A 16,660-nucleotide genomic window follows, 5' to 3' on the forward strand; every position below is an offset into this window, starting at 1 on the left:
CGCGGCGGGCCTCGGACTTCTAGTTCGCCGTGGTCAGTCCGATGTGGACTTTGCGGTGCCGGGGGTTCTCGATCTCGTCGAGGATCCCGGTGGCGAAGTCGGCGTAGGTGATGTTGCCGGTGCCGCTGTAGGCACTGGCGAAGTCGGTGACGCCGAGTTCGGCGAGGCTCGCCACGCGCGCCGAGCCGGTCGGCGCCGACTCGCGGTCGAAGTCGGTGGTCGGCGAGACCGCGGTCCAGTCCAGAGTGGACTCGGTGATGCGGTTCAGGCCGGCGCCGTGGCCGAGACTGAACGCGCGGAACGCTTCGGGGAAGTCGGGCGCGTCGGCCAGTTTCGTGCCCGGGGACAGCTCCAGGAGTGTCGACAGCGTCACATGGATCAGCCGGGGCGGCGCGGCCGCGATGAGCGCTTCGGCGGCCGCCGGGTAGATCACGGCCGGATCGGCCTCGGCGGAGTAGATCGAGTCGACGGCGACGTCATGGCCTTCGACGGCCTCGGCGACCGCCGCCGCGTCGGTGATGTCGCCTTCCACCACGGCCGTGGCCTCGGGCGCCTTGGCGGCGTCGCGGACGAAGGCGGTCACCTGGTGGCCTCGGGCGAGGGCGGCGGCGACGGTCGCGCGACCGGCGGTGCCTGCGGCGCCGAGGACGATGATGCGGGGCATTCGGACTCCTGATGTTGGTCGGGAGGCCGACGGTATCTTTTGGATACTGGTTACTTCAACGGTACTTGCGTACCCTCGGGTGCGTGACAAAGCCACTGGAGCCATTGACGGAGGACTACTTCGATCCCGCCTGCCCGTCCTCGGTGATGCCGATCCGCATCGGCGAGAAGTGGGGCGGCATGGTGATCGTCCTCCTTGAGGACGGACCGAGGCGCTTCTCGGAACTGAAGCGGCCGATGCGCAACGTCACGTCGAAGGTCTTGACCGAGACGCTGCGGGCGCTCGAACGCGACGGGATGGTCACCCGCACCGCCTACGCCGAGGTGCCGCCGAGAGTCGAGTACGAGCTCACCGAGCTCGGCCGTACCCTGCTCGCGCCGATACAGGCCTGCCGCGACTGGGCGGCGGCGAACCTGCCGAGCCTGCTCCAGGCGCGAGAGGCGTGGAATGCCTGAACTGGTGGACGACGCGGAACTGACGCGGTCCTCGGTGGTGGCCAACAACGCGATGAACCGCGGACGCGGGATCACCTCGTACGGAAGGGAACTGGGCCTCGACGTCGCCTCGTTCCTGCGCGCGCGGGGGCCCGGGGCGCGCTGGCTCGACCTGTGCTGCGGGGAAGGCCACGCGGACATCGAGGTCGGCCGCTCCCTGCCCGGAGTCGAGGTCGTCGGCGTGGACCTCGTCGACTACTTCGCCGGGGGAGAGCCCGGCAACGTCCGGTGGGTCGTGTCCTCGCTGGCGGAGCTCGACTGGGCCGCGCTCGGGAAGTTCGACCTGGTGACCTGTGTGCACGGCCTCCACTACGTCGGCGACAAGCTGGGCGCCCTGCGCTCGGTGGCGACCGTCCTGGCCGACGGTGGACTGTTCGTCGCCAACTTCGACGCCGCCTCCCTGCGCGACGCAGGCGGGAAAGCCTTGGGGCGGCACGGAACCGCGACCCTGCGCGCCGCCGGTTTCACCTACGACGGGCGGGGCCGCCGCATCTCCCGCACCGGAGGGGCCGCCGATGTCGAGTGGCGATGGCGATACCTCGGCGCCGACGACCGGGTCGGGAAGAACTACACCGGCCAGGAGGCCGTCGCGGGGTGGTACGCCCGGGAATGAGCCCGAATGGTCACCCGGTGTGGCGCGCTCGTGGCGCGGATGTGGCGAGGCGGGCGACTCTTCCCGGGACCGGCCGGAAGCGGCCGGCGGAAGGGAAGAACATGCGGAAATCACTGAAGGCGGCGGCGGTCGCGGCGGCGGCCGCGGCGGTCATCGTCGGCTTCGCCTCACCGGCGGCGGCCAAGCCCACGCCGGGGAACAGCACGGATGCGTGGGTATGCGGGTCCTCCCGAGGCGGTTCCGGGGAGACCGCGTGGGTGGCGGGCACCTGCGCCACGAAGTCGGGCAGCGGCAGCGTCAAGGCCGTCTGGTACCCGTGGGATGAGCGGATGTTCGTCTACGACGACTATCCCAACGGCTACCACACCTACGCGTATCTGACCGTCGCCACGCACTCGGCCGACCTCCCGCTCCACACGGCGCTCAGCCCCGAGATCTTCGACCTCGACTACGCCGAGGGCCTGTCGGTGAATTTCTGGGTGTGCAGCTCGGCCCAGGACAACGCGGCGTGCACGCCCCGGATCTACACGACCACCTGATCCCGGCCCATGATGTCGGCCCGCACTCCGCCACGGCGGGATGCGGGTCTTCGGGGGTGGGGTGTTCGCCGACGGTCCGCGCCGGCTCGACAGCTCCACGGGCGGTCGCGTGCCACGATGTGGCGCGTTTGTGGCCCGGCTGTGGCGCAGGCGGGCACTCTTCCGGCATCCGGCCGATACCCGGCTGGGGGAAGGCGGGGAACATGCAGAAATCGTGGAGGGCGGTGGTGGTCGCGGCGGCGGTTGCCGCGGTCATCGTCGGGTTCGCCTCACCGGCGGCCGCCAAGCCCACTCCGGGCAACCATTCGAGCGCGTGGGTGTGCGAGACGGACGAGGGCGGCTTGGGCCCGGAGGAGTGGGTGAGGGTCATCTGCCTCACGGTCTCGGGCAGCGGTGGCATACAGGCCTACTGGTATGCCTGGGACGAGCGGTTGGTCGTCTACGACGGCTACCCCAACGGCTACCACACGTACGTGTACCTGAGCGTCGCCACGTACGTGGACCGCCCGTTCCACACGGGCGAGAGTTCGGAGGCCTTCAACCTTGACTTCGACGAGGACCTGGGCGTCAACCTCTGGGTCTGCAGTTCCTCGCAGGACAACGCGGCATGCTCGGAGCGGGTCTACTCCCACACGTGATCTCGCACGGCGGTCCCGGCCCGCACTCCGCCACGGCGGGGTGCGGGCTCGGTCGTCGCGGCGAGGGCTATCCCGCCAGAACCGCCAGCGCCTCGGCGTACTTGCGCTCCAGCCGTTCGCGCGTCTCGCCGTCGAGCAGCGCCATCCGCTCCGGCGAGGTGTTGTGCGCGATGTCGGACCGCTTGATCAGCGCCGCCCCCGGAGTCGCCTTGACCCGCTCCAGATAGTGCGCGCGAGGCTCGCCCGGCCGGTGCGTCATCGCGTTGACCAGCTCGCGCACGTCGTCGGGCACACCCAGGTCGGCCAGGTGCGGCAAGGTCGCCGCGGTGTCCTCGACGACGTCGTGCAGCAGCGCCGCCATCTGCTGCGCGAGGCTGCCGCCGTCGCGGGCCACGATCGCGGCCACGGCGCGGGGATGGCCGATGTACTCGGCGCCGCTCTTGTCGCGCTGGTTGCGGTGGGCCGCCGCCGCGAGCGCGTCGGTGAGTTCGACGGTGTCGACGGCCGGCTCGGCCAGGTAGGGGTAGACGTCGCGCCACGCCTCGAAGCGTTCGGCGCCGTCGGGGAGGACGGCGGCCTCGTCGATGAAGTGGAGCGCGGCGGCGAGCTGCGCGATGTAGGGGTCGTCCTCGCCGGGGGTGCCGTCGTCGTGGACGAAGGCGTGCACCGCACGGAGCTTCTCCACAATGGACGGTGAGATCAGGCCGTACAGCCCGGCCTCGGCGGCGGTCCAGTCGGGGTTTTCCGCGTTGACGTGCATGGACCAAGCCTAGGGCTTGTCCGCCTCCCCGGCCCGCCGGACGACGAGAGGGCGGCGACCCGTCACCGGATCACCGCCCTCCCAAGGGTTCTGGCTACTCATAGGACCTGCGAGCAGCTCGACCGGCCGACACCCGGTTCGGGCGTCCACCGGTGGACCTCGCCGCCGTCGTCACCGCGCAGCGCCGCCCACGTCACCCCGTACATCGTGTCGTTGATGGGGAAACCGACGAGGAGGTGCTTGCGGGAGACACCGACGCAGGCCGGGCCGGCCAGCGCGTCCTCGGGCAGACCGAACGTCCCCGACACGACCCACGCCGAACCCGCGCCGACACCTGCGGTGTCGAAGCGGAACACCTGCGTGGCGCCCTGGCCGTAGTGCGAGCCGAGCTCGCCCCACACGCCGACGGCGAGCATCGCCGACTCGGGTCCGGCCGCGAAGGCCTCACCGAAGTTCGCCAGCTGGACGCTGAACCCGAACTGGTCGCCGGACTGGGAGGAGTCGGCGACACCGGACACGTCCTGCGAGTACTCGCGCAGGTTGCTCGTCTTGCCCTCGGCGCTGATGAAGAACGTGTGCACGAACCCGGCGTCCTTGGCGGTGTTGCTGCGCAGGTCCTCACCGGGCGAACCGACCGCGACGAGCGTCCCGGTCTTGTCCACACCGGCGGGCCGGTACAGCGTCGCCGACACCGAGGCACCGAAGGCGTCACCCTTCTCGGCGCTCGCGTTGAGCCACGAGGAGTCCCGGGTGACGACCGACAGCGGAGCGGGAATGCCGTCCTTGAAGGCGTGGCCGAAGATCGCCATGCTGCCCGCACCGGCGTCGGTGGCGACCTTCTCACCGTCGGAGCCCACGATCAGGCGGGTCGTCGTCGACGCCGGCGCGCCGCCGAAGAAGTCGTCGGCCTCGTTGTTGCCGAACATCTCGCTGACCTGCGGCGCGGTCGGGACGCCCGAGGCGTCCTCGGTCAGGCGCAGCCCGGGGGCACCGCTGCCGTAGCCGACCCACACCGCGCCGGCCCGCTCCTTGCCCGCGACCGTCGCCGCCCACTCACCGGCGGCGATGTCGCGGATTCCGTCGCCGTCGAAGTCGTTCCACCGACCGCCTCCCGCCGACGCCACCAGCGCGGATCGACTCGACCGGCTACGCGGTGGAGGCCGCTCGTGGCGGATGTTCGGCGGTGGCCTGGCGAAGCGTCAGCTTGCCCCACGGCGTGCCCACGTGGGGCGGCAGCGCCACGCTGAGCGCTCGGCGGAGGCAGCGCTCGACCGCCTGCCCAGCCCTTACCCGCCAGCGGCACCGGGCACCCCGCCAGCCGTGCCGGGCGCACCACCAACCCCGCCGGCGGCGGGCGAGAGCCAAAGCCGTTTCCGCGCCCCGAAACCCCCGCCCCGCCCCCGTCCTCGCCCCGCACTTTCCCGTACCCCTACCCCAACCCGAACGCCGAACCCCTACCCCGCCCGCGGCTCCGGCGTGAGCGTCGCGAACACCGCACCCTGCGGGTCGGCGATGACCGACATGCGGCCGATGCCCTCGATGCTCATCGGCGGCACCATCAGCGTCCCGCCCATGTCCCCGGCCTTGGCGGCGACGGCGTCGGTGTCGGCCGTCGCGAAGTGGACGCACCAGTAGGGCGGTGCGCCCGCGGGGTGATCGGGGTTGGCCATGACCCCGCCGAGGCCGTCGGAGTTCCCGCCCTCGACGGACTGCACGAGGTACTCCATCCCCGGCGGGGCCTCCGGCGCCTGCCGGCTGCTCCACCCGAACAGCCGGTGGTAGAACTCCAGCGCCTCGCGCACCTCGGTCCCGGAGTACTCCACCCAGCACACGGCGTTGTTCTCCCTCCACACCTCGGCGCCCTTGTGGGCCTTCGGCTGTGTGACGGCGAACTGGCCCCCGGCGGGGTCGCTGAACCCCGCGATCACGTTCTGCCCCATGACGTCCATGGGCGGGAAGCGGACGGTCCCGCCGGTCTCGGCGACCTTCGCGGCCGTGGCCTCGGCGTCGGCGACCTGGAAATAGGTCGTCCACGCGGGGCCGGCGCCCTCCTCCATGATCGGGCCGAGGCCGCCGACCTGCTTACCGCCGCTGAGGATGAAGTGGTACTGCCCGGCCTCGGCCCCGAGGTCCTGGTACTCCCAGTCGAACAGGTGGTGGTAGAAGTCCTTGGATGCCTGCAGGTCGTGGCTGCCCAGGTCTACCCAGGCGGGTTCTCCGTTGGCGAACTCGATCGGCATGACTACTCCTTCTGCGCGGAGAGCTACTCGGAGAAGATCCTTTCGGATCCGGCGGCGTCTCGCGTACAGGTCCGACAAAACAGTCACGTCGGCACGCCTAATCTGGCCCCATGCGCCGCATACTCCTCTCCCTCACCGCCGCCGCGCTGGCCCTCACGGCGTGCGGCACCCAGGCTGAGCCGGCCGCCGCCCGACCCGGCCCGTCCGACCTCGCCGCCCCCGAAGCCCCCGCGGAGGTCCGCGACTGGGTCTACCAGCTCTCCGGCTACGACGGCGACGGCCTCGGCGCGATCGCCGCCGCCCCCGGCCAGGCCGCCGTGTTCGACCTCGCCCGCGACGGCGGCGAGGGCTACTGGACCCCCGGCGAGGTCGGCGCCGTCCAGGCGAGCGGCAAGCTCGCCCTGTCCTACTTCACCATCGGCTCCATCGAGAACTACCGGCCCGAGGCCGACGCGGTCGAGCGGGCCGGCCTCATGCTCAACCAGTGGGGCGACTGGCCCGACGAGCACTTCGTGAAGTACTGGCACGAGGACTGGTGGACCCTGGCCGCCAAGACTCGCGTCGACCAGGCCATCGCCTCCGGCTTCGACGGCGCCTACCTCGACGTCCCCAACGCCTACGAGGAGATCGACCTCGCCCTCGTCCCCGGCGAGACGCGCGAGACCCTCGCCCGCAAGATGGTCGACCTGATCGTGCGCATCAGCGAGTACGCCGAGGGCGTCCGCCCCGGCTTCCTGATCCTCCCGCAGAACTCGCCCGAACTGCAGGACCTCGGCGGCTACACCGAGGCCGTCGACGGTATCGGCGTCGAGGAGCTCTACTACCTGGCCACCGACGAGCCCTGCGACGAGGACTGGTGCGCCGAGAACCGCGCCTCCGTCGCGAAGCTCAAGGCGGCCGGCAAGCTCATCCTCGCCGTCGACTACGCCGACGACCCCGCGCACATCGCCGAGGCCTGCGGCAACTACCGCGCGGCGGGCTTCGCGGGCTACGTCGCCGGTGTTGACCTCGACGACATCCGGGTCGCCTGCCCGTGACGTCCTTCGACCCGGCGGCGATCGTCGCGAGGCTCGCCGACCTGCGCGCGGCCGAAGCCGGCCTCGGCCCGCACCGCCACGACCGGACCGTCCCGCCACCGGTCGACCCGGGCCTGCTCGCCCGCGTCGAGGAACTCGCCGGCGTGCCCCTGCCCGCCGACTACCGGGCGTTCCTCACCGGCGTCGGCGACGGCGCCCCGGGCCCTTACTACGGCATCACGCCGCTCGAAGACGCCCTGGAACAGGTCACCGGGGCCTGGGGCGCGTCCGTCCTGGGCGCCGACAGTCCGCTGACCGGCGACGTCGACTTCACCGAGGAACTCGGCGGCCCCGCCGACTGGGAGGAGCACGTCGCCCGCCTGGACGCCGACCCGGACTACGCCGCCGGCTTCGACCGCCTCCAAGGCGTCTACCTCGACGAGCCCTGGTGCCAGGGCCGCCTGCCCATCGCCGACTACGGCTGCGGCGACTGGTTCTTCCTCGTCGTGCGCGGCCCGAGCAGGGGAACGGTGTGGGTCGACTCGGTCGTCGGCGCGACCGGCCTGTACAGCCTGGAGGTCGACTTCGGCACCTGGTACACCCGCTGGCTCGACGACGCCGTCGAACGCGCCCTGCGCGGCGAGCCCGCCGGCACGGCCGACGCGCACTACCCCTGCCTGCGGTACGGGAACAACCCCCGCCACCGCCCGGTCACGTGACCGTGACCTCGGCCTTCCCCTCGTCGCCGCCGTGATAGGCGACCCGGACCGTGCGCTGCCCGACGGTGAAGTCCAGCTCGCACGGATCGGCGGCGGCCAGGCAGGACGTCACGGCCGCCGAGTCGTACTCGGCGCCGTGCCCGTCCAGCCACGACTCGAACGCGAGCGGGTCGGCCGGGCCGGTCAGCGTCATATAGGCAGCCCACGGCCACGTGCTCGCCTCACTGCTGGACCAGCCCACCGGCGCCCCCAGGCCTTCGCGGGTCTCGTTGAGCGCACCCGTTCGCGCGAAACCGAGCACGCCACCGGTCACGCAACCGCCCATGCAGCACAACAGCAGCAGGAAACCGCAGGTCAACGCGAGAAAGGCTTTCGGCCCGCCCTTCCGCAACGACTCCATGGGGGAGGAGGCGTCCTCGGGTTCGGTGCTCATCGGGACCAGATCGTCCTCGGATTCCGTCACGCGCTCGACCCTAGTGGTGCCCCCGCGAAAGGGCCTGGCTCACACACCCGACCGGGCCGCACGGCCTTTCCGGCGCGTACCCTCAAGGCCATGAGCCGGGAGATCGACGAGGTATTGCAGCGCGCGGCCGACGGCGGGCGGATCAGCCCCGACGAGGCCCTGACGCTCTACACGCAGGCACCCTTCCACGCCCTCGGCGAGGCCGCCGACGTCGTACGCCGCCGCCGCTACCCCGACGGCATCGTCACATACCTGATCGACCGCAACATCAACTACACGAACGTGTGCGTCACCGCGTGCAAGTTCTGCGCCTTCTACCGCGCCCCCAAGCACAAGGAGGGGTGGAGCCACGACATGCCCGAGATCCTCCGCCGCTGCGCGGAGGCCGTCGACCTGGGCGCCACCCAGGTCATGCTCCAGGGCGGGCACCACCCCGACTTCGGCGTCGAGTACTACGAGGAGCTCTTCGGCACCGTCAAGGCCGAGTTCCCCGACCTCGCCATCCACTCCATCGGACCCAGCGAGATCGGCCACATGGCCAAGGTCTCCGGTGTGTCCATCGCCGACGCCATCACCCGCATCAAGGCGGCCGGACTCGACTCGATCGCCGGCGCCGGAGCCGAGATGCTCCCCGAGCGCCCCCGCACGGCACTCGCCCCGCTGAAGGAGTCGGGCGAGCGCTGGCTGGAGATCATGGAGGTCGCGCACGGGCACGGCCTGGAGTCGACGGCGACGATGATGATGGGCACCGGGGAGACCGCCGCCGAGCGCATCGAGCACCTGCGGATGATCCGCGACGTGCAGGACCGCACGGGCGGTTTCCGGGCGTTCATCCCCTGGACCTACCAGCCGGAGAACAACCACCTCAAGGGCCGCACGCAGGCGACGACCCTCGAATACCTGCGGCTGATCGCGGTCGCGCGGCTGTTCTTCGACGAGATCGCCCACCTCCAGTCCTCGTGGCTGACGACCGGCAAGCCCGCCGGGCAGCTGTCGCTGCACATGGGGGTCGACGACCTCGGCTCGATCATGCTGGAGGAGAACGTGATCTCCTCGGCCGGCGCGCGGCACCGCTCGCGGCTGACGGAGCTGGTCGAGCTGATCCGCACCGCCGGGCGCATTCCCGCGCAGCGCAACACGCTCTACGAGCACCTGGCCGTGCACTGGACCCCCGCCGACGACCCCACGGACGACCGGGTGCGCTCGCACGTATCCTCGACGGCACTGCCGATCTTGGAACGCAGCTGACCCGTCTCCTTATATAAGAGGTATCGCCGACATGACGGAGCCCCTCTCCGCGGTCACCGCCCACCGGGCGCGCGTCGTGGTGCCGGTCGACGGTGACCCGATCGCCGACGGCGCGGTGGTCGTCGCCGACGGACTGGTCAAGGCGGTCGGCCCGGCCGACGAGGTGCTGCGCGCCCATCCGGACGCCGAGCTGCGCGAGTGGGACGGGACGCTGACGCCCGGTCTGGTCAACGCGCACACGCACCTGTGCTTCTCGGCCTACGGCGAGTTCTACGGCAACGGGCTGGCGTTCCCGCAGTGGATCCAGGGCTTCGCGCGGCGCAATCCGTCGATGACCGAGGACGACTGGCGCGCCTCCACCGCCGACGGCGTGGCGCGCTCCATCGCGGCGGGTGTCACGGCGGTATCCGACGTGGTCACGCCACCGGCGGCCTTCGACGTGCTGCTCACCTCCGATCTGCGGGGTGTCGCCTACTACGAGCTGGTCGGCGTCGACGAGGCGCTGTGGACTCTGGAGCGGGAAGGGTGGACCGGGGTCCTCGACGCGGCGGTCGCCAAGGTCGACGGCGGTATGGCGGTGGGCATCAGCCCGCACACGCTGTACACGCTCAGCACCTCGGTGCAGGTTGCGCTGCTGTCACTGGCCCGTGACAAGAAGCTGAGGCTGCACCCGCACGTCGCCGAGAGCCCCGCCGAGTCGGAGTACGTCCTCAACGCCGGCGGCCCCATCGGCGACATGGTCCGGCGCATGGAGTGGCAGTTCGAGATCCTCGCCGCCGGCGGCACCGGGCACAGCCCCACGCTCCAGAACGAGGTCCTGGGCACCTTCGGCGACGACTGCCACGTCGCCCACGGCGTCCACACCGACGCCGCCGACCGCGCCGTCCTGCGCAAGTACAACACCGCCGTCGCGCTGTGCGCGCGCTCCAACGCGCGCCTCGAATGCGGCCAGGCGCCCGTCGCCGACTACCGCGCCGAAGGAAACCCCGTCGCCGTCGGCACCGACTCGCTCGCCTCGGCGCCCGACCTCGACATCCTCGGCGAGCTGCCGGTGCTGCGCTCGCTGGCGCTGTCGCAGGGATCGAGCCAGGACGGGCTGGACCGCTGGCTGTTCACCGCAGCCACCGCAGGCGGCGCCCACGCGCTCGGCGGGTCGGACGACTACGGGACGATCACGCCCGGAAAGCGCGCCGACTTCGCGTTCTTCGCCGCCGCCGACGCCGGCGACCCTTACGGTGCGTTGGTGAACGACGGCGCCGGAACCTGTGTCGCCACCACGATCGGTGGCCGTTTCGTGCACCAGGGTTGATCGAAGCCGGTCGCTTCCTGGCGCTATCTCAGGCTTTGTGGTGGACACGCCCGAAGCTGGACGTCCCCTGTGGACCGGGGCTATGTTTCCGCCGCGTCAGCATCTCTTCGAAAGACGACGGGGGGACCCATGAGGTCACCACGATCACGGGCGGTGCGCGCGGCGGCGGCCGCCTGTGCCGCCACGACTGTGACGGCGCTGCTCGCCCTGAGCGCGCCCGCCTACGCCGATCCCGATCCGAGCGGCGAGCCCACCGCGACGGAACAGCCCGCTCCGGCGGAGACCTCCGACCCCGACGTCAAGCCCCTCGCCACCGGCGCCGACCTGTCGGTGAAGGTGCGGTCGAGCGAGTCGACGCCCAACGAGGGCGACTCGACCATGAGCAAGATGATCAGCGTCGAGGTCAGGAACAAGGGCCCCGAAGCGGCCAAGGACCCGCTCGTCGAGTTCGCGATCGAGGGCTACGACCCCGCCGACGGGTACACGCTGCGCGGCGCGGGCAAGTTCTGCGACAGCGATCCCGTCGACGGCGAGACCGTGTGGACCTGCCGGCTCGGTGAGCCGGGCTTCGTCCTGGACGCGGGTGCCGTCAGCAACCGCGCGCTGCTGGAACTCGTGCACGACATCGACGTCGAAGGGGACGTCGTCGAGGGCGTCGTGTCGGTCAAGGCGGAGATCGCCGACCCCGACGAGAAGAACAACTCCCAGCCGTTCACCGTCAGCGTCGTCAACGCCGGCGTTGACGTCTCGGCCTACATCGGCGGCGACCTGACGATCGACCCGGGCAAGACCGGATCCTTCTTCGGCGACGGTTTCGTGTCGATCTACAACGAGGGGAACACGCCGGTCAAGGGCATCTCGCTGTCGCTCACGCTGCCGTCCTACGCGGCCTTCGAGAAGGACTACAGCAACTGCCAGTACAGCGAGGACGGCCGCAAGGCCAACTGCAGCTACCCCGACGCGACCCTGTCGGGCAACCAGGACTGGATCGAGTTCGCCGCCGAGACGCCGTGGCGCATCAGCCTCGCCGCCAACGCGCCCGGGCCGCTCAGTCTCGGTGACGCCACCGCGACGGCCGCCGCCCTCGGCGTGCTGGCCCCGCAGGCTCTGCGCGGAGCCGGCGGCGGGCAGTTCATGACCAAGGCCGAGGCCCCGGTCGACTCCGCTCCCGGGGACAACAGCGTCGCGTTCGCGGTGTTCAGCACCACCAACCCCGCCGACGTGACCGTCACGGCCACCGAGGCCGAGGGCAAGGTCGGCGCGACCGTCTCGGTAGTCGTCGCCGTGGGCAACAAGGGCCCGGCCGACTCGCCCGGCGGTACCGAGGTGACGTTCACCGCGCCCAAGGGCACGTCGGTCGTCTCGGCGCCGAAGGACTGCAAGGAGCAGTCGAAGGGCGTGTGGGTCTGCGACACCGACGCGACGATCCCGGTCGCCAAGGAGAACAAGGGGACCTTCAAGCTCAAGATCGATAGCGAGGACGTCGAGGACGGGAAGGCCGAGGTCGTCGGGCGGTTCACCGACACCGACGACAAGAACAACTCGGCGAAGGTCGTGGTCTCCGTGCTCAGCGGTGGCGGCGGCGGGCTGCCCGTGACCGGGCAGAACCTGACGATCGCGGGCATCGCGGCGGCGGCCCTCCTGGCCGTCGGCGGCGCGTTGATCCTCCTGGGCCGCCGACGCCGCACCGCCGCGGCCGAGGGCCCGGCCGACGGCTCGGCGGGTGACGGTGCCGCCGGTGACGGTGCAGCCGGTGGAGCCTCCGACGCCGAGGCGAAACTCGCCGGAACGGTCGCCGAGGCCAACCTCAAACTCGCCGAGGACGTCTCCGACGCCGAAGCCGACATCGCGAAGACCGAACAGGCCGCCGCCACCGACGCCGACGCCGACACGCGCGCCGCCGCCAAGGCCGACGCCGAGGCGGCCCGCGCCGAGGTCGAGGAAGCGGCGGTGGAGGCGAAGACCGACATCGACACCGCCGCCACCGACGCCACCGCCGCGACGACGGATGGTGCGGACGGCACGGACGACAGCGCCGGGGCCGAGGGCACCGAGCCCAAGGCCGCCGACGACGCGGCCGACGCCGACGCCGACGCCGACGGAACGGCCGACGGGTCGAAGGACGACGGCGAAGCCGGGTCCGCCGACACGAAGCCGAAGAAGAAGTAGCGCCGACCAGGCCGCCGACGGCGCCCCCACCGCAAGGTGGGGGCGCCGTCGGCGTTGGGGAGACATGACGGGGTGGGGAGTGGCGTGGGTGGCGACGGACAGGGGTGGGGCACGGGGGCGCGGAGCGGGGAGGCGGAGCGGTGGGGAGACATGACGGGGTGGGGAGTGGCGTGGGTGGCGAGAGGCAGGGGTGGGGAGAGGCGTGGGCGGCGAGAAGCAGGGTGATGGGGTGCGGCAGAGGGAGAGGCAGGGGCGCGGGGAGTCGGCGAGGCGAGGCGAGCGGAACGCGAGGTGGGACCGACGCGGCGGCCACACGGATGACGGCTGGCAGGACAGCCGTGCGGGGTGAGGGCCGCCGCGACGCGATGGCGCGCGGAGCGATGGCGCGGGGTTTGCGCCCGCTCACCGTGCTGCGTTTGGAAGTCGCGGGCTCAAGCTCGGATCGCCGACACCGCAACGCTGTACGGCCCGCAGCCCAGGCGCAGGACCGGGTCCAGGGACGGAGTTCCTGGCGGGGTCTGGGGCGGAGCTCCAGCGGGGGTCTGGGGGCGGAGCCTCCCAGCAGGGTTCGGGACGGAGTCCCGGCGGGGGTGCTGGGGGCGGAGCCACCCAGCCGGGTTGAGGTGGGGGAGACAAACCGAGCCGCTGAGCCGCTGAGCCACTGCGTCGCGCCGGCCGGCTGTGGCGTTGGACGGCGAGACGCAGTCTGGCGCTGAGGCGACGGTCAGTACTTGTGCCGAGTCAAACTGCCATGCCAGGCCGGACCGTGCCGAGTCAAACTGCCATGCCAGGCCGGACCGTGCCGAGCCATGGTGCCGTGCCAAGGCCGTACTGTGCCGGACCGTGCTGCCGTGCCGGGCCGTCCCGAACCGTCACTCGCCGCCCCCGCCCCCACTGCCCGTCGCCCTCCGCCGCCGGATGCCGACGGCTGCCGACCCCCAGCGACCTGCCGGCGTCACGCCCACCACCCCACAACCCCCGCCAAACCCCGCGCCACCCCTGCCTAGCCCGCGCCAAGCCCCCGTCCACCCTCACCCGCCCCCGCCAAGCCCTCCCCGCGGAGCCTCCCGCCAAGCCCCCCGCGGAGCCCCCCGCCAAGCCCTCCCGCCCACCCCCACCAAGCGGAGCACCCCACCCGCCCCCAACCCCACCCAACCCCCCGCCACCCCCAATGGCACAGTGACCCCATGAGCCGAGCAACCCTCGCCAAAAACCCCAACGAGGTCGCCGAGATGTTCGACGGCGTGGCCCAGCGCTACGACCTGACCAACACCGTCATCTCGCTCGGTCAGGACCGCCTGTGGCGTAAGGCCACCCGCCGGGCCCTCGACCTCCGGCGCGGCGACGCCGTCCTCGACCTCGGCGCGGGCACCGGCGTGTCCACGGTGGAGTACACGGCGGAGGGCGCCTTCGCCATCGGCACCGACATCTCCCTCGGCATGCTCCGCGCGGGCCTGCACCGGGGGGTCCCGATGGTCGCCGGCAACGCGCTCGAACTCCCTTACCGCGACGACTCCTTCGACGCGGTGACGATCTCCTTCGCCCTGCGCAATGTGCCGCACACGGAGCGGGCCCTCGCCGAACTCTTTCGGGTGACCAAACCGGGTGGCCGGATTGTTATCTGTGAGTTCAGCCGCGCTACTTGGGCGCCGTTCCGCTTCGCCTACGAGAACATCGCGCTGAAGGCGATCCCGCTCGCGGCGCGCGTCGTCTCCAGCAACCCGGAGGCCTACCAGTACCTCCAGGAGTCGATCCGCACGTGGCCCGACCAGGCAAGGCTCGCGGGCCTGCTGGGTGCCGCGGGGTGGGAGAGGCCCGCCTGGCGTAACCTCACCGGCGGAGTCGTGGCACTACACCGCGCCACGAAGCCCGGTGGGAGTTCCCGCAGTTCTGACTAAGGCAAACCTAAGTACATGCCCCGTCCGGTAAGGGTTCTAGACTCGCGCCGGAAGCTTGTGAACGCATTCACAAGAAGACGATCACCCTTAGTAGAGGACCCAGTGTGTAAGCCCGCGAGCGAGCCCCAGGCAGACTGCGCCGCTCCACTGACCTATCCCGCCGACTCTTCCGCTGGAAAGGCCGCCGCGTCATGAGCGACAACGCCGTGACCGACACCGCAGACGTCATCGTCGTAGGCGCCGGCCCCGCCGGGTCCGCCTCGGCGTACCACCTCGCCAAACAGGGCCTGGACGTCCTGCTCCTGGAGAAGACCGAGTTCCCCCGTGAGAAGGTCTGCGGCGACGGACTGACCCCGCGGGCCGTGCGGCAGCTGCTGCGCATGGGCGTCGACACCTCCGAGAGCGCCGGCTGGGTCCGCAACCGCGGGCTGCGCGTCGTCACCAACAAGACCACCCTGGAGATGGACTGGCCGACCCTGGCCGCCTTCCCCAACTACGGACTGACCCGTACCCGCCTCGACTTCGACGACATCCTCGCCCAGCGGGCGGTGGAGGCCGGCGCGAGACTCCAGACGGCCACCAACGTCATCGAACCCGTGCTGGACCGTGCGGGGCGGGTCGTCGGCGTGACCGGCACCCACGGCACTGCGAGCACGGGCAAGAAGCGCGTGACTTATCGGGCGCCGCTCGTGCTGAGCTGCGACGGGGTGTCGGGCCGCCTGGCCCTCGCGCTGGGCATCGCCAAGCGCGACGACCGGCCGCTGGGCGTCGCCGTCCGCCGCTACTACTACTGCGCCGAGAAGCAGCTCGACGAATACCTTGAGTCGTGGCTTGAGCTGCGCAGCGCGCAGAACCCGCAGGTTCTGCTTCCCGGTTACGGCTGGATCTTCGGTCTCGGCGACGGCCGCATCAACGTCGGTCTCGGCGTGCTCAACTCGTCGAGCGGCTTCGGCAAGACCGACTACCGCGCGATGCTCAAGGACTGGCTCAACGCCACGCCCGAGGAGTGGGGCCTGCGCGGCGAGGCCAACGCCGACGGCCCGATCCGCGGGGCGGCCCTCCCGATGGGGTTCAACCGGACGCCGCACTACACTCGCGGGCTGATGCTCGTCGGGGACTCCGGCGGCATGGTCAATCCCTTCAACGGCGAGGGGATCGCCTACGCGATGGAGAGCGGCGAGGTCGCCGCCGAGATCGCCGCCGACGCCCTGGCCCGCAAGGCCGGACCGCGACGCGACGAGGTTCTTCGCCAGTATCCGAAGGAACTTCAGGACCGCTTCGGTGGCTACTACCGGCTCGGCGGAACCTTCGTGAAACTCATCGGCAACCCGAAGATCATGCGACTGTGCACCGAGCACGGTCTCAACCATCCGACACTGATGCGTTTCGTGCTCAAGTTGCTGGCGAACCTGACCGAGACTCGCGGCGGCGATGTGTACGACCGTGTGATCAACGGGCTCAGCAAGGCGGTACCGTCAGCATGATGTGGACAAAGGGGACATAGGGATGTCGCTTTCGCAGTGGGTACCGCTGGTCGTGCTCTTCACGCTCGCCACGCTGTTCGCGCTCTTCTCGGTGACCATCGGGCCCTACATCGGGCCGCGTCGCTACAACAAGGCGAAGCTAGAGGCGTACGAGTGCGGTATCGAACCCACGCCGACGCCCCCGGGCGGCTCGCGTTTCCCGGTGAAGTTCTACCTCACCGCGATGCTGTTCATCATCTTCGACATCGAGATCGTCTTCCTCTACCCGTGGGCCGTCGCCTTCGACTCGCTCGGTTTGTTCGGGTTCGTGGAGATGCTGCTGTTCATCGTCACCGTCTTCGTCGCCTACACCTACGTGTGGCGGCGCGGCGGCCTGGACTGGGACTAGGACTGGGCAGGTTTTGAA

General features: G+C 70.9%; 17 protein-coding genes. 12 read left to right on the plus strand and 5 right to left on the minus strand.

Annotation, left to right across the window (positions count from 1 at the left end; genetic code table 11):
* Positions 1 to 19: 19 nt before the first annotated feature.
* A complete protein-coding gene (locus AB0I28_RS06795; protein ID WP_357490311.1) occupies positions 20 to 664 on the minus strand; it encodes an NAD(P)H-binding protein in 645 nt (214 codons plus the stop codon).
* An 83-nt stretch (positions 665 to 747) separates the two neighbouring features.
* Between AB0I28_RS06795 and AB0I28_RS06800 the strand changes: the two genes are divergently transcribed.
* The 4 genes from AB0I28_RS06800 to AB0I28_RS06815 all read left to right on the plus strand — a co-directional run bounded on the left by AB0I28_RS06800 (position 748) and on the right by AB0I28_RS06815 (position 2,948).
* Positions 748 to 1,119, plus strand: coding sequence for a helix-turn-helix domain-containing protein (locus tag AB0I28_RS06800; protein WP_357490313.1), 372 nt, complete (start codon positions 748 to 750; stop codon positions 1,117 to 1,119).
* On the plus strand, positions 1,112 to 1,771 hold the full coding sequence (locus AB0I28_RS06805) for a class I SAM-dependent methyltransferase (protein ID WP_357490316.1): 660 nt from the start codon (positions 1,112 to 1,114) through the stop codon (positions 1,769 to 1,771). Before AB0I28_RS06800 ends, AB0I28_RS06805 begins: the two co-directional genes overlap by 8 nt.
* Positions 1,772 to 1,872: 101 nt before the next feature.
* Complete coding sequence (locus AB0I28_RS06810) at positions 1,873 to 2,310, plus strand: hypothetical protein (RefSeq protein ID WP_357490318.1); 438 nt, start codon at positions 1,873 to 1,875, stop codon at positions 2,308 to 2,310.
* Positions 2,311 to 2,513: 203 nt separating this feature from the next.
* The gene (locus tag AB0I28_RS06815; protein ID WP_357490320.1) at positions 2,514 to 2,948 is read left to right on the plus strand and encodes a hypothetical protein; all 435 of its coding nucleotides are present in this window, start codon (positions 2,514 to 2,516) and stop codon (positions 2,946 to 2,948) included.
* Between the two features lie 67 nt (positions 2,949 to 3,015).
* Here the strand turns inward: AB0I28_RS06815 and AB0I28_RS06820 are convergent, their stop codons facing one another.
* From AB0I28_RS06820 to AB0I28_RS06830, 3 genes are all read right to left on the minus strand, one after another.
* A complete protein-coding gene (locus tag AB0I28_RS06820; protein ID WP_357490322.1) occupies positions 3,016 to 3,708 on the minus strand; it encodes an HD domain-containing protein in 693 nt (230 codons plus the stop codon).
* A 98-nt stretch (positions 3,709 to 3,806) separates the two neighbouring features.
* Positions 3,807 to 4,832, minus strand: a complete 1,026-nt coding sequence (locus tag AB0I28_RS06825; RefSeq protein ID WP_357490325.1) for a hypothetical protein — start codon at positions 4,830 to 4,832, stop codon at positions 3,807 to 3,809.
* A gap of 330 nt (positions 4,833 to 5,162) precedes the next feature.
* The gene (locus tag AB0I28_RS06830; protein WP_357490328.1) at positions 5,163 to 5,948 is read right to left on the minus strand and encodes a VOC family protein; all 786 of its coding nucleotides are present in this window, start codon (positions 5,946 to 5,948) and stop codon (positions 5,163 to 5,165) included.
* A gap of 110 nt (positions 5,949 to 6,058) precedes the next feature.
* Here AB0I28_RS06830 and AB0I28_RS06835 point away from each other — a divergent pair, with 110 nt between their 5' ends.
* A complete protein-coding gene (locus AB0I28_RS06835) occupies positions 6,059 to 6,985 on the plus strand; it encodes an endo alpha-1,4 polygalactosaminidase (RefSeq protein WP_357490331.1) in 927 nt (308 codons plus the stop codon).
* On the plus strand, positions 6,982 to 7,683 hold the full coding sequence (locus AB0I28_RS06840; protein WP_357490333.1) for an SMI1/KNR4 family protein: 702 nt from the start codon (positions 6,982 to 6,984) through the stop codon (positions 7,681 to 7,683). The genes AB0I28_RS06835 and AB0I28_RS06840 overlap by 4 nt, the downstream gene beginning before the upstream one ends.
* On the opposite strand, the gene AB0I28_RS06845 is transcribed toward AB0I28_RS06840, so the two are convergent.
* Positions 7,676 to 8,146 (minus strand): hypothetical protein, encoded by a 471-nt coding sequence (locus AB0I28_RS06845; protein WP_357490335.1) that lies wholly within the window; start codon positions 8,144 to 8,146, stop codon positions 7,676 to 7,678. The genes AB0I28_RS06840 and AB0I28_RS06845 overlap by 8 nt on opposite strands.
* Before the next feature lie 90 nt (positions 8,147 to 8,236).
* Here AB0I28_RS06845 and mqnC point away from each other — a divergent pair, with 90 nt between their 5' ends.
* From mqnC to AB0I28_RS06875, 6 genes are all read left to right on the plus strand, one after another.
* On the plus strand, positions 8,237 to 9,394 hold the full coding sequence (gene mqnC, locus AB0I28_RS06850; RefSeq protein WP_357490337.1) for a cyclic dehypoxanthinyl futalosine synthase: 1,158 nt from the start codon (positions 8,237 to 8,239) through the stop codon (positions 9,392 to 9,394).
* A 31-nt stretch (positions 9,395 to 9,425) separates the two neighbouring features.
* Complete coding sequence (locus AB0I28_RS06855; protein ID WP_357490338.1) at positions 9,426 to 10,703, plus strand: amidohydrolase family protein; 1,278 nt, start codon at positions 9,426 to 9,428, stop codon at positions 10,701 to 10,703.
* A 129-nt stretch (positions 10,704 to 10,832) separates the two neighbouring features.
* Positions 10,833 to 12,872: a hypothetical protein gene (locus tag AB0I28_RS06860; RefSeq protein WP_357490340.1), complete on the plus strand. Its 2,040-nt coding sequence runs from the start codon at positions 10,833 to 10,835 to the stop codon at positions 12,870 to 12,872.
* Positions 12,873 to 14,059: 1,187 nt separating this feature from the next.
* A complete protein-coding gene (locus AB0I28_RS06865; RefSeq protein WP_357490342.1) occupies positions 14,060 to 14,770 on the plus strand; it encodes a demethylmenaquinone methyltransferase in 711 nt (236 codons plus the stop codon).
* 191 nt (positions 14,771 to 14,961) lie between these two features.
* On the plus strand, positions 14,962 to 16,254 hold the full coding sequence (locus AB0I28_RS06870; RefSeq protein ID WP_357490344.1) for a geranylgeranyl reductase family protein: 1,293 nt from the start codon (positions 14,962 to 14,964) through the stop codon (positions 16,252 to 16,254).
* Between the two features lie 22 nt (positions 16,255 to 16,276).
* Positions 16,277 to 16,642: an NADH-quinone oxidoreductase subunit A gene (locus AB0I28_RS06875; RefSeq protein ID WP_357490346.1), complete on the plus strand. Its 366-nt coding sequence runs from the start codon at positions 16,277 to 16,279 to the stop codon at positions 16,640 to 16,642.
* The last annotated feature ends 18 nt before the right edge of the window (positions 16,643 to 16,660 follow it).

It is taken from the genome of Phytomonospora sp. NPDC050363 (genome assembly GCF_040655735.1).
Taxonomy (GTDB): Bacteria; Actinomycetota; Actinomycetes; order Mycobacteriales; family Micromonosporaceae; genus Phytomonospora.

Excerpts from the sequence above, each read along its gene's own strand:
- AB0I28_RS06835 (WP_357490331.1), top strand. The coding sequence starts at position 6,059 with ATGCGCCGCATACTCCTCTCCCTCACCGCCGCCGCGCTGGCCCTCACG.
- AB0I28_RS06870 (WP_357490344.1), top strand. The coding sequence starts at position 14,962 with ATGAGCGACAACGCCGTGACCGACACCGCAGACGTCATCGTCGTAGGC.
- AB0I28_RS06855 (WP_357490338.1), top strand. The coding sequence starts at position 9,426 with ATGACGGAGCCCCTCTCCGCGGTCACCGCCCACCGGGCGCGCGTCGTG.
- AB0I28_RS06820 (WP_357490322.1), bottom strand. The coding sequence starts at position 3,708 with ATGCACGTCAACGCGGAAAACCCCGACTGGACCGCCGCCGAGGCCGGG.
- AB0I28_RS06830 (WP_357490328.1), bottom strand. The coding sequence starts at position 5,948 with ATGCCGATCGAGTTCGCCAACGGAGAACCCGCCTGGGTAGACCTGGGC.
- AB0I28_RS06810 (WP_357490318.1), top strand. The coding sequence starts at position 1,873 with ATGCGGAAATCACTGAAGGCGGCGGCGGTCGCGGCGGCGGCCGCGGCG.
- AB0I28_RS06860 (WP_357490340.1), top strand. The coding sequence starts at position 10,833 with ATGAGGTCACCACGATCACGGGCGGTGCGCGCGGCGGCGGCCGCCTGT.
- AB0I28_RS06815 (WP_357490320.1), top strand. The coding sequence starts at position 2,514 with ATGCAGAAATCGTGGAGGGCGGTGGTGGTCGCGGCGGCGGTTGCCGCG.
- AB0I28_RS06875 (WP_357490346.1), top strand. The coding sequence starts at position 16,277 with ATGTCGCTTTCGCAGTGGGTACCGCTGGTCGTGCTCTTCACGCTCGCC.
- AB0I28_RS06795 (WP_357490311.1), bottom strand. The coding sequence starts at position 664 with ATGCCCCGCATCATCGTCCTCGGCGCCGCAGGCACCGCCGGTCGCGCG.
- AB0I28_RS06805 (WP_357490316.1), top strand. The coding sequence starts at position 1,112 with ATGCCTGAACTGGTGGACGACGCGGAACTGACGCGGTCCTCGGTGGTG.
- AB0I28_RS06865 (WP_357490342.1), top strand. The coding sequence starts at position 14,060 with ATGAGCCGAGCAACCCTCGCCAAAAACCCCAACGAGGTCGCCGAGATG.
- mqnC (WP_357490337.1), top strand. The coding sequence starts at position 8,237 with ATGAGCCGGGAGATCGACGAGGTATTGCAGCGCGCGGCCGACGGCGGG.